The following is a 13,266-nucleotide window of genomic DNA, read 5'->3' as shown; positions in this document are numbered from 1 at the left end:
TTATGAATAAAAATTCTAACCGAATCCAGTATAAAGATTTCAGCGTATGGCAGAATTTTTATGATATCTCAAAACAGGAAGAATATTGGAGGAGGGAATTCGCTGGTGAAATTGCCAGGGTGGATTTGAAGACGGATTTCCTCCGTCCTCAAATCCAGTCTTTCAGGGGAGCCAATGTTGTAGCAAAGGTAAAAGAGCCATTAAGCTCAGGGGTTAAAAATCTAGCCCTAAAGCATGGTGCTACTGAATTTATGGTTACCCTATCTGTGTTCATTTTATTATTAGCCAAATATAGTCGCCAAAAGGATATTATTGTAGGAACTACCGTGTCAGGCCGAGTTCATGCAGATACTAAGGGTATGTTGGGGATGTTTGTCAATACTCTGGTGATCAAGGGAGAAGTTAGTCCGGATGAGACCTTTGAGCATTTGATATTAGCTGTGAAGGAGAAGTGTCTGCAGGCTTATGATAACCAAGAATACCAATTTGAAGATTTAGTTGAAGCCGTAGAGAAGAAAAGAGATCTCTCAAGAAATCCGATATTTGATTTTATGTTCGGATTAAAAGAAAAGAAAAAACCGACGGAAATGCAAGGCCTATTGGGCGGAAAAAGTGCATTTATTAAAAGAAATGTTTCAAAGTTTGACTTATCCGTTCTGGTTGAATGTGTGTCAGAAGGGTATGAAATTGATTTTGAGTATTGCATAGATTTATTCAAACAAGAAACGATTGAATATATGGCAAGGCATTATGTAACGCTGCTTGAGGAAGCAGTAACACATCCAGAAAAAAAACTTAAAGATTTGCATATGCTTGATATCAGGGAACAAGAGAAGATATTGGTTGATTTCAATGCAACGAATGTAGAATACTCTCGAGAACAAACAGTTGTCAGCTTATTTGAGAATCAGGTAGAGAAAACAGCAGAACATATTGCACTTAAATTTGATGATAAACAGATGACATATGCCGAGCTGAATGAGAGAGCAAATCAGTTGGCGCGTACTCTTCGGGATTTAGGAGTAGTTCCAAACGATTTGGTGGCTCTAGTTACAGAGCGTAGCATGGAAATGATTGTAGGAATATTAGCAATCATCAAGGCAGGGGGAGCTTATGTACCCATCAATCCGGAATATCCAGATAATAGAATTCACTATATGCTGGAGGACAGTAGTCCAAAGATTGTATTGACGTATAAGAATAAGCTGCCAGGGAAGGTAGGGATTCCGGTATTAGATTTAGAAGATGAGAATAATTATGCTAATGAAACGGACAATCTTTTGCATGTTAACAGGTCTAATGATTTAGTGTATTGTATCTACACTTCTGGTACAACTGGAAACCCTAAAGGAGTTTTAATTGAACATCGAAATGTGGTCAATATGTGGGTCACATATAAGGAAACATTTGCACTGAACGACAAGGATACGGTGCTGCAATTTGCAAATGTATCTTTTGACCAAGCGGTGGGAGATATCTTCCCTGCACTATGCAATGGTGCGGCATTATGCATTGTACCAAAACATTTAACCTATGATATGGAGCAACTACAAAAATATATCGATCGAAATAATGTTACAACAGCTTCATTGACACCTAAGTTAATAGACGGGTTGTGTGTTGACGCATTACCGACGCTTCGTTTGCTGGAGTCAGGTGGAGAGGCAGGTCGTCTAGAAACTTTAAAAGAATGGGCGAAAAAGGTAGAAGTGCTAAACACATATGGTCCTACAGAATCTACTGTAAATGCAACTAGTTTTAGAGTGAATACAGACTCTACTTCCATTACCATTGGACGTCCGATTGCAAATACAAAGGTATATCTTCTAAATGAAATGGAGCTATGCGGTATTGGAATACCTGGCGAGTTGTGCATTGCAGGAGATGGTTTAGCAAGAGGTTATTTGAATCAGCCAGAATTGACAGATAAGAAGTTTATTCAAAATCCCTTCGGTGAGGGAAAACTGTACCGTACAGGAGATTTAGCACGTTGGCAGCCAGATGGAAATATAGAGTATTTAGGCCGTATAGATGAACAAGTGAAAGTCCGTGGTTACAGGATAGAGTTAGGTGAAATTGAAAGTGTATTAAGAAAACAGAGTAACATCACGGATGCTGTCGTTGTTGTAAAAGAAGTTGGAAACGATGAAATTCTCTGTGCATATCTCATTGGAGAGAAGGGTCAAGAATTAATTATACCCGAAATTAAGGAAGCGATAAGAGAAGAAGTAACAGAGTATATGATTCCTGCCTTTATGATACAGATCGATGAATTTCCACTAACCATAAATGGAAAGCTGGATAAAACTAGGTTGCCAGAGCCAGATATGTTAGAAAGCTCGAAATACGTACCACCAAGTAATAAGACGGAGCAAGCAATCGTAGATGTATTTGAGGAAATTCTAGGAATATCTCCAGTCGGCATAGAGGATAGTTTCTTTGAACTGGGAGGACATTCGTTAAAAGCGACGGCAGCCATTAATGCCATCGAGAAGAAGACAGGGATTCGTTTGCCAGTCAAAGATATATTTAGTTTACCAACTCCTGTCATGTTGTCGAGAAAGATTGAGGCCGCGGGAGAAGGCGAATATAGTCCAATACCACAAGCAGAACAGAGAGAAGCTTATCCAGCATCCTCTACACAGAAACGATTGTTTATTCTGGATCAGATGGAAGGCAACAGTACTGCATATAACATGGCGTCAGCGCTAGAAGTAACGGGTAACCTTGATTTAGAAAAAATACAACAAGCCATAGATCGTCTGATTAAGCGTCATGAGTCGCTGCGAACCAGTTTTGTCATGACAGAAGGAGAAACCTTTCAAGTCATTGCAGACGAGGTATTCTACCAAGTGGAATATGAAGAGACCGACAGCTACAGTGACGCTGACATGGAACAATTTGTACGCCCGTTTGACATCGGAACAGCACCGCTCATGCGTTTTAAAGTAGTCAAAGAAAGAAATCGGAACAACTATATTTTACTATTTGATATGCACCATATTATTTCCGATCATCAGACTCTAAATCTATTAATCGAAGATTTCTCACGATTGTATAACGGTGAAGAATTACAACCACTTGAACTACAATACAAAGATTATAGTGAATGGATGCGTGGCAGAAACCTGGAGAGTCAGAGAAACTATTGGAAAGAAGTATTCAAAGAAGAGGCACCGGTTTTGGATTTGGTGACGGACTATCCACGTCCCAAAATCCAAAGCTACAAAGGAGCCCAAGTGTCTGTTCAGCTTAGCCAAGAGCAGAAAGCTGGCATTCAAAATATAAATAAACAACATGGAACGACAGATTACATGACCTTACTGGCTGTATTTATGATAGAACTGCATAAATACAGCAGGCAACAAGATATCGTGGTAGGAACACCCATCTCAGGCAGGGTGCATCCGGATACCGAGACGATCGCAGGCATGTTTGTCAATACGCTGGCAATGAGAGGGTATCCAAGGGCTGAAAAAACATTCTTAGAATTTTTAAGCGAGATCAAAGAGCTGGCATTGAATGCGTATGAGAATCAAGAATACCCATTTGAAGAATTGGTAGAGGAAGTAGAAGTACGCCGTGATCTGTCACGCAATCCGCTGTTTGACGTGATGTTTACCATGCAGAATAACGAGGAAATCCATCTTGCGATGGGCGAAGCACAGGTAGAGATGCTGGGCATTCCTTTCATTGATGCCAAATTTGATTTGGATTTACAAGCTACAGCGTATGAAGAGGGGTACGCTTTAGATCTGGTATATTGCAGTGATTTATTTACCGAGACTTCGGCACAGGTCATACTGGAGCATTTTAAGGTGTTGCTGGACAGGGTGATTGCTAACCCTGAAATGAAATTGTCTGAACTCCACATGGTCAGTGAGGTAGAGCAACAAAGAATACTAACGGTTTTCAACGATACCCATATAGAGTATGCACAGCATCATACGGCAGTGGAACGATTCGAGAAACATGCGGAACAGACACCTGAGAAGACGGTAATTGAATACGAAACGGGCGTACTTCGTTATGGAGAAGTCAACCGAAAGGCCAATGCATTGGCATGGGAACTGATTTCGTTAGGTGTTAAGCCCAATGATCGAGTGGCCATCATGGCTTCCCTTGAAGCGGAAACGATCATTGGCATTTTAGGCGTGCTAAAGAGTGGAGCCGCCTATGTCCCGATTGATCCAGCAACACCGAAGGAACGAATAGAGCATATCTTAAACGATGCAGCACCCAAGGTCATCTTAACAAGAGAGAAGACTCTGGAAACGGAAGTCCCATTCATCTCGATGAATCTTGAAGATCTGGGTGAGAAGGAGACAAATCCAGCGTGTGCCGTTGAAAAAGACGACATCGCCTATGTGATTTACACATCAGGAACGACAGGAAAGCCCAAAGGCGTGGCGGTGACACGAGGCAATCTGGATCATTACTTGTCGTATGCAGATCAAGAATACCAGAAGGAAGCTTGTACGACGGTATTAATTACAAGCTTAAGTTTCGACCTTTCCGTAACGTCCTTGTTCTTACCGCTGATTAGTGGTGGATCTCTTCTATTAAAGGGAGGAGACGCGGAGGAAAGGCTGCGTGCAGCATTCAAAGATAACAGGGTAACCTTCCTTAAGCTTACTCCGTCACATTTAAAAATGCTGGAAACCTATGCAGACGGCGTAGATGTACCGAATTTAGAAACGCTGATTGTCGGTGGAGAAGAGTTCACCACAGATACGGCACGGAAAACGCAGAAGCTATTAGGAGACAGGGTCAAGATTCATAACGAATATGGCCCTACAGAGACTACCGTAGGATGCTGTGACTATGTCTATTCCAGCGAAAAAGATAAGGGTTTAAGTGTAGGAATCGGACATCCCATTGCCAATATGCAGCTCTATATACTGAATGAGATGGAGTTATGTAGTGTAGGCGTTCCTGGTGAGCTATGCATCGCAGGAGACGGAGTAGCCAAAGGCTATCTAAACCAGCCTGAATTAACAGCGCAGAAGTTTATCGACAATCCATATGGCGAAGGGAAGTTATACCGCTCTGGAGATTTGGCGAGATGGCTGCCTAACGGAGAGATGGAATACCTGGGAAGAATAGATGAACAGGTTAAAATCCGAGGATACCGGATCGAGTTGTCCGAGATCGAGAGCGTTCTAAGGAATCAGCCGGGTATATCTGATGTAGCCGTTGTTGCATTGGAAGTAGGCGGTGACAAGAGTATATGTGCCTACCTGATCCCGACAAATCAAGAGCAGCAACTGGATATGTCTGAAATCAAAAATGATTTGAGAGACAAATTGCCTGAGTATATGTTACCTGGCTTTATGATGCAGATTGATGCCTTGCCACTGACTCCAAATGGGAAGCTGGATGCAAAAGCACTGCCAGAACCAAATGCATTAGCAGGACAGGAATATATGCCACCAAGAACTAAAACAGAGAAAGTCATTACGGACATATTTGAAGAAATCTTAGGAATATCTCCAGTCGGCATAGAGGATAGTTTCTTTGAACTGGGAGGACATTCGTTAAAAGCGACGGCAGCCATTAATGCCATCGAGAAGAAGACAGGGATTCGTTTGCCAGTCAAAGATATATTTAGTTTACCAACTCCTGTCATGTTGTCGAGAAAGATTGAGGCCGCGGGAGAAGGCGAATATAGTCCAATACCAAAAGCAGAACAGAGAGAAGCTTATCCAGCATCCTCTACACAGAAACGATTGTTTATTCTGGATCAGATGGAAGGCAACAGTACAGCATATAACATGGCGTCAGCGCTAGAAGTAACAGGTAACCTTGATTTAGAAAAAATACAACAAGCCATAGATCGTCTGATTAAGCGTCATGAGTCGCTGCGAACAAGTTTTGTCATGACAGAAGGAGAAACCTTTCAAGTCATTGCAGACGAGGTATTCTGCCAAGTGGAATATGAAGAGACCGACAGCTACAGTGACGCTGACATGGAACAATTTGTACGCCCGTTTGACATCGGAACAGCACCGCTCATGCGTTTTAAAGTAGTCAAAGAAAGAAATCAGAACAACTATATTTTACTATTTGATATGCACCATATTATTTCCGATCATCAGACGCTAAATCTATTAATCGAAGATTTCTCACGATTGTATAACGGTGAAGAATTACAACCACTTGAAATCCAATACAAGGATTATAGTGAATGGATGCGTGGCAGAAACCTGGAGAGTCAGAGAAACTATTGGAAAGAAGTATTCAAAGAAGAGGCACCGGTTTTGGATTTGGTGACGGACTATCCACGTCCCAAAATCCAAAGCTACAAAGGAGCCCAAGTGTCTGTTCAGCTTAGCCAAGAGCAGAAAGCTGGCATTCAAAATATAAATAAACAACAGGGAACGACAGATTACATGACCTTACTGGCTGTATTTATGATAGAACTGCATAAATACAGCAGGCAACAAGATATCGTGGTAGGAACACCCATCTCAGGCCGAGTGCATCAGGACACCGAGACAATAGCCGGCATGTTTGTCAATACGCTGGCAATGAGAGGGTATCCAAGGGCTGAAAAAACGTTCTTAGAATTTTTAAGCGAGATCAAAGAGTTGGCATTGAATGCATATGAGAATCAAGAATACCCGTTTGAAGAATTGGTAGAGGAAGTAGAAGTACGCCGTGATCTGTCACGCAATCCGCTGTTTGACGTGATGTTTACCATGCAGAATAACGAGGAAATCCATCTGGCGATGGGCGAAGCACAGGTAGAGATGCTGGGCATTCCTTTCATTGATGCCAAATTTGATTTGGATTTACAAGCTACAGCGTATGAAGAGGGGTACGCTTTAGATCTGGTATATTGCAGTGATTTATTTACCGAGACTTCAGCACAGGTCATACTGGAGCATTTTAAGGTGTTGCTGGACAGGGTGATTGCTAACCCTGAAATGAAATTGTCTGAACTTTACATGGTCAGTGAGGTAGAGCAACAAAGAATACTAACGGTTTTCAATAATACCCATACGGAGTATGCACAGCATCATATGGCAGTGGAACGATTCGAGAAACATACGGAACAGACACCTGAGAAGACGGTAATCGAATACGAAACGGGCGTACTTCGTTATGGAGAAGTCAACCGCAAGGCCAATGCATTGGCATGGGAACTGATTTCGTTAGGTGTTCAGCCCAATGATCGAGTGGCCATCATGGCTTCCCTTGAAGCGGAAACGATCATTGGCATTTTGGGCGTGCTAAAGAGTGGAGCCGCCTATGTCCCGATTGATCCAGCAACACCGAAGGAACGAATAGAGCATATCCTGAACGATGCAGCCCCCAAGGTCATTTTAACAAGAGAGAAGACTATGGAAACGGAAGTCCCACTCATCTCGATGAATCTTGAAGATCTGGGCGAGAATGCGGAAAACCCAGCGTGTGCCGTTGAAAAAGACGACATCGCCTATGTGATTTACACATCAGGAACGACAGGAAAGCCCAAAGGTGTGGCGGTGACACGAGGCAATCTGGATCATTACTTGTCGTATGCAGATCAAGAATACCAGAAGGAAGCTTGTACGACGGTACTGATTACAAGCTTAAGTTTCGACCTCTCCGTAACGTCCTTGTTCTTACCGCTGATTAGTGGTGGATCTCTTCTATTAAAGGGAGGAGACGCGGAGGAAAGGCTGCGTGCAGCATTCAAAGATAACAGGGTAACCTTCCTTAAGCTTACTCCGTCACATTTAAAAATGCTGGAAACCTATGCAGACGGCGTAGATGTACCGAATTTAGAAACGCTGATTGTCGGTGGAGAAGAGTTCACCACAGATACGGCACGGAAAACGCAGAAGCTATTAGGAGACAGCGTCAAGATTCATAATGAATATGGCCCTACGGAGACTACCGTAGGATGCTGTGACTATATCTATTCCAGCGAAAAAGATAAGGGTTTAAGTGTAGGAATCGGGCGTCCCATTGCCAATATGCAGCTCTATATACTGAATGAGATGGAGTTATGTGGTATTGGCATTCCTGGTGAGCTATGCATCGCCGGAGACGGAGTAGCCAAGGGATATCTAAACCAGCCTGAATTAACAGCGCAGAAGTTTATCGACAATCCATATGGCGAAGGGAAGTTATACCGCTCTGGAGATTTGGCGAGATGGCTGCCTAACGGGGAGATCGAATACCTGGGAAGAATAGATGAACAGGTTAAAATCCGAGGATACCGGATCGAGTTGTCCGAGATCGAGAGCGTTCTAAGGAATCAGCCGGGTATATCTGATGTAGCCGTTGTTGCATTGGAAGTAGGCGGTGACAAGAGTATATGTGCCTACCTGATCCCGACAAATCAAGAGCAGCAACTGGATATGTCTGAAATCAAAAATGATTTGAGAGACAAACTGCCTGAGTATATGTTACCTGGCTTTATGATGCAGATTGATGCCTTGCCACTGACTCCAAATGGGAAGCTGGATGCAAAAGCACTGCCAGAACTAAATGCATTAGCAGGACAGGAATATATGCCACCAAGAACTAAAACAGAGAAAGTCATTACGGACATATTTGAAGAAATCTTAGGAATATCTCCAGTCGGAATAGAAGACAGTTTCTTTGAACTTGGCGGAGATTCTATTAAAGCGATTAAGGCCGTTTCGAAGTTACGGGAAAAAGGTTATAAGCTTTCTTTCGCCGCATTAATGTATCAGCAGACCCCAAGAAAGATTGGGGAAAATATTCAAATGGGAGAAGTAAATCAAGTATACGAACAGGGAGAAATCAATGGGGAAAGTCCATTAACCCCTATACAACTAGAATTTTTCAATAAGAATCACGTCGTACCTAATCATTATAATCAGGCCTTAATGTTAAGAAGTGATGAGCCATTTGACATACCTAGTTTAAAGACAGCAATTACTGAAATCATTAAACATCATGACGCTTTAAGAAATGTATATGACGGACAACGTCAAATCACGCTGTCTACAGAGGAAAGCAAGCTATATGATTGGTATGAAAAAGATTATACAAAAGTGCAAGATGTATCGAAAGAGATAGAGTATGCCAGCGATAAATTACAGGCAAGCATAGACCTAGCCACCGGGCCTTTAGTAAAAGTAGGGCTGTTCCATTCAGACAGTGGAGATCATTTACTAATTTGTGTACATCATCTGGTCATAGACGGTGTATCATGGAGAATTCTGCTGGAGGATTTATTTAGTGGATATCGACAAATACAAGAGACAGGTAAAATCACGCTGCCAATGAAAACGGCTTCGTACAAGGAATGGGCGAATGCTTTAACACAATATGCTAAGAATGAAGTGCTTTCAGATGAAATAGCATACTGGAAAAATATATCGGATAAATCAAATAGTACTGAGACATTCAAGAGTACACAAACAGCAAGTGGTCAATATAAAAATAAAGTAGTGAAAGTGGACTCTGAAACGACGAAAAAGCTGTTGCTCGAAGCTGGAAAGACATATAAAACAGAAATAAACGACTTGTTACTGGCATCGCTGACCATTGCAGTAAAAGAATGGAGAAACTCTAAGTACCTAACCATAGAAATGGAGGGTCACGGGAGAGAGACAATAGATAGAGAGATCGCCATCGATCGTACAGTTGGTTGGTTTACAAGTGTATATCCTATTATTTTGGAGACAAAAGATACTGTTGAAGAAAGCATTTTGGAGACAAAACAAACATTGAAACAGGTCCCTAATCATGGAATTGGATATGGAGTTTTGAGATATCTTGGTGAGCATAGCGGACTTGAGATGAGCGCAGCAATAACATTCAATTATCTTGGAGAATTGGATAACGAGATAGACAGAATTGAAGGAATATCCATGTCGGGAATGCCATTAGGAAGAAGTATGTCAGAAAAAAATTCATCAGGAATGGGATTGTCTCTAAATGGGGCTGTTTTAAATGGGCAACTTGAATTTGACATCATATATGATACTGGATTGTATACTGACGAGGATGCTCAAACATTGGTATTGGCATATGAAAGAGCAATTAAGGATGTTGTCAAAACGTGTTTAACCAGAAAAGGAACAGTAAAAATGCCATTAGATGAAACATTAATTGGTGATAACCGTGATGGCGATCTAAAGTGCATGATACAAAAACAGTTGAATTATTATGGAGATAACCATATTAAAACACGTTCTACTTTAGAATGTCCTGTATTGACAGGACATGAGGACTTCTTGCGACCGGATACAGAAATTATTACTGAAATCATAACAATAGAAGGAACGGCAGAGAACGCTTCTTTATCACTCAGAGGAATAATTTCCAGGCATGGGGCATTAAGAACGAAATTAAATCAAAAAATGACCTATTTAGAAGAATACGATTATTCAGATGAGTGGGAAATTCCAGTAGTGAAAGGAACCTTAGAATTATCTGCAGAACAATTTAAAGAAATTGTGAATGAAATGAGTTTTCTAACTGATGATAAGCTGTTATCTAGATTTTTAATCGTAGAAATAGATGCAGACCATTGCTTAGTACTTAGTGCAATTCATCATTTAATATGGGATGGAGTCTCACAAGATTTGTTTAAGGTTATGCTTCATGAAACTTTGAACAACAGACTTACCACTCCCTATAACTATTCTTTCATAGAATATTGCAAAATGATTAAAAAGAAAGTTGACGAACTGGAAATTCCTGATGCTCAAGAGTCTAACATGGAAGAGTATATTGAAGCTGCTAAACAATCAGCTGATTTGGTCTCTCGACGAGACACTAAGAGGTCTACAGAAATTCATGTAAAACTAAATGAGTTACAATATCAGAAATTTAGCGAACAACCCATTAATACAGCAGTAGAATTTATATCAAGGCTTATGTATAGTGACTTACCTGAAGAATTAAATAACATCCCTGTTTCTGTTTTGACACATAACAGAGATGAATTCAATAAGGAAATGTTGGGGCTAACTTTAAATTTAGAATATTCAATTTATGATAGGAAAAGTAAAACGCAAAAACAGCTTTTATCAACATCAGAAAAATCGAGTATTAATCAATCTGCAATTACAGAAAAGTTGTTTCTTATAGCACAAAAGTACGGTTTTAATGAAATGTCCCATCGCATTCCAATCATTAATTATCAGGGAGTCCTTGATAAGTTTGCAAGTAGAGATGACATATCACTTGAGAAGATGTTTTTACAAACACAGATTATAGAGTCTGAAGATTTTGGAGTTAGCATGCACTTTTACATTCAAAATAGTACTCTAATTGCTCGCATTACAGGCATTACAATTGAAGAAGAGCTCCTTAATGATGTCATGAAGAATATTTAATGTTGGATCTTACCCGTAAAACCACCCGCTATGCGGGTGGAGGGGTCATAAAAAGACATATGATGCCGGATCATGTGCATATGCTCGCGGTCCCACCCAACATATCTGAAATATGCACATGATCTAGCAATAAACAATTGGAGTGTAAATTAGACATGCTCTAAATGAAATTAGAAACAAGAAGGGGGGCTTATAGTATGAATGAAAAAATTTCAAAAAGCATATACAAAAAGAATATAGGCTTATTTATTTTGTCCTGCTTACTTGGTATCATGACATCTATTCTGTTTATTGCATTGGCAATTATACTACAAAAGTTTATTGATTATTCTATTAATAAAGATATTGACAATATCTTTAAGGTGACTACTGTTTCCGTTATTTTATTGCCTTTAGGTGCAGTGGGAATGTATGTGGGGTATGCTGTTAAAAATTTATATACAAAAAGGGCAACGTTAAACCTGAAAAATACCCTTGTTGAAAATATTTTGCGGTTAGATATGAGAAGTTTCAACAAGGAGAGTAATGGAACCTACATATCACGATTGTCAAATGATATAACGATAATTCAAAACGATTATATAAAAGGGACCGTGGAAATATTTGTTCAGCTAGCTATGCTTGTAGGCGGAGTGCTTGCGATGTTTATCATTAATTCATTCCTTGCATTGAGTATATTACTCACTTGTATCATTCCACTTGCAGTTTCGAGTATATTTAATAATCGTATGCAAAAAGCACAAGGTGAAGTGGCTGAGCAAAATAAAAATTATGTATCTTTCATTAAAGATATATTGTCTGGAAATCAGGTTGTTAAGAGCTTTAACATCGAAAAGGAGATTTTTGAAAGGGCAAAGGCAAAGGCGAACAAGCAGGAAAAAGCAAAAATGGTATACGAAAATCTGTTGTCACTCATTATGTCACTTACTGATATTTCAACTTTTCTTGTTGCTGTAGTCATATTTATTGTGGGTACTCAGCAGCTAATGAAAGGAGAAATTACAGTAGGAGAGATTATGGCTTTTATTCAATTGTTAAATTGCGTAACAGTTCCCATTAATAGACTCATAACCGGTTTTACCAAAAGGCAGGCCAGTCGGGCTTTATTAATGAATTTCAATAAAATTGGAGAGGCAAAAACGGATCAAACTCAAAGAATTGATATCCCTAAATTCAGTAATAAAATTTCTCTAAATGGGCTTTCGTTAAGCGTAGATGGGAAAAAAATTTTAGATGATATTAATTTTGAATTTGAATATGGAAAGTCTTATGCCATTGTAGGAACAAGTGGGAGTGGAAAGACAACCTTATTAAAGATGTTGACTGGGTTTTATGATGGGTATGAAGGAAATATCAGGTATGACGGGGTTGATCTTGAGAAAATAAGTGATCAGTCCATTTTCCAAAATGTTAGTTTTATTCATCAGGACTGTTTTATCTTTGATGATACGATTGAACAAAATATTAAATTGTTTCGTGAATGTGACACAGATGAGTTTGAGCAAGTCATAAAGAAGAGTATGTTACAGAAATTGATTCATGACAGAGGCGGCTTTGATGTATTATGTGGAGAAAATGGAATCCATTTTTCAGGTGGGGAAAAACAGAGAATTTCTATAGCAAGAGCACTCCTGAGAAAATCACCTATATTACTTATGGACGAGGCGACTTCAGCGTTGGACAATCAAACAGCTAGTGACCTTGAGTGTATGTTAAGTGAAATGCAGGGCATTACGAGAATTTCCATTACTCATAGGCTGGATGAATCAATTCTTAGTGAATATGATGAAATTGTCTTATTGAATAATGGGAAAATTGAAGAACACGGCACGTATCATAAATTAATGGAAGCCAAACAAAGATTTTATGCATTGAGTATGTTGAGTAGACATAATAATGATCTTTTAATAGAGAAAGGTATAACTAGTCTTGTATTTTAAATCTCAATGGTTGTATG

The 13,266-nt window shown here is 39.9% G+C and carries 2 protein-coding genes; both read left to right on the top strand.

Features of this window, described 5'->3' with window-relative positions:
* The first annotated feature begins 2 nt into the window (after positions 1 to 2).
* Positions 3 to 11,309 carry an amino acid adenylation domain-containing protein gene (locus U2H13_RS17235; RefSeq protein WP_376700553.1) on the top strand — a complete coding sequence of 3,769 codons (11,307 nt, stop codon included), beginning with the start codon at positions 3 to 5 and terminating at the stop codon, positions 11,307 to 11,309.
* A gap of 197 nt (positions 11,310 to 11,506) precedes the next feature.
* The gene (locus tag U2H13_RS17230) at positions 11,507 to 13,249 is read left to right on the top strand and encodes an ABC transporter ATP-binding protein (RefSeq protein ID WP_021495273.1); all 1,743 of its coding nucleotides are present in this window, start codon (positions 11,507 to 11,509) and stop codon (positions 13,247 to 13,249) included.
* The last annotated feature ends 17 nt before the right edge of the window (positions 13,250 to 13,266 follow it).

Source organism: Bacillus sp. A1 (genome assembly GCF_042296235.1).
GTDB classification, from domain to species: Bacteria; Bacillota; Bacilli; order Bacillales; family Bacillaceae; genus Bacillus; species Bacillus velezensis.
This window is presented reverse-complemented; position numbering and strand designations above follow the sequence as displayed.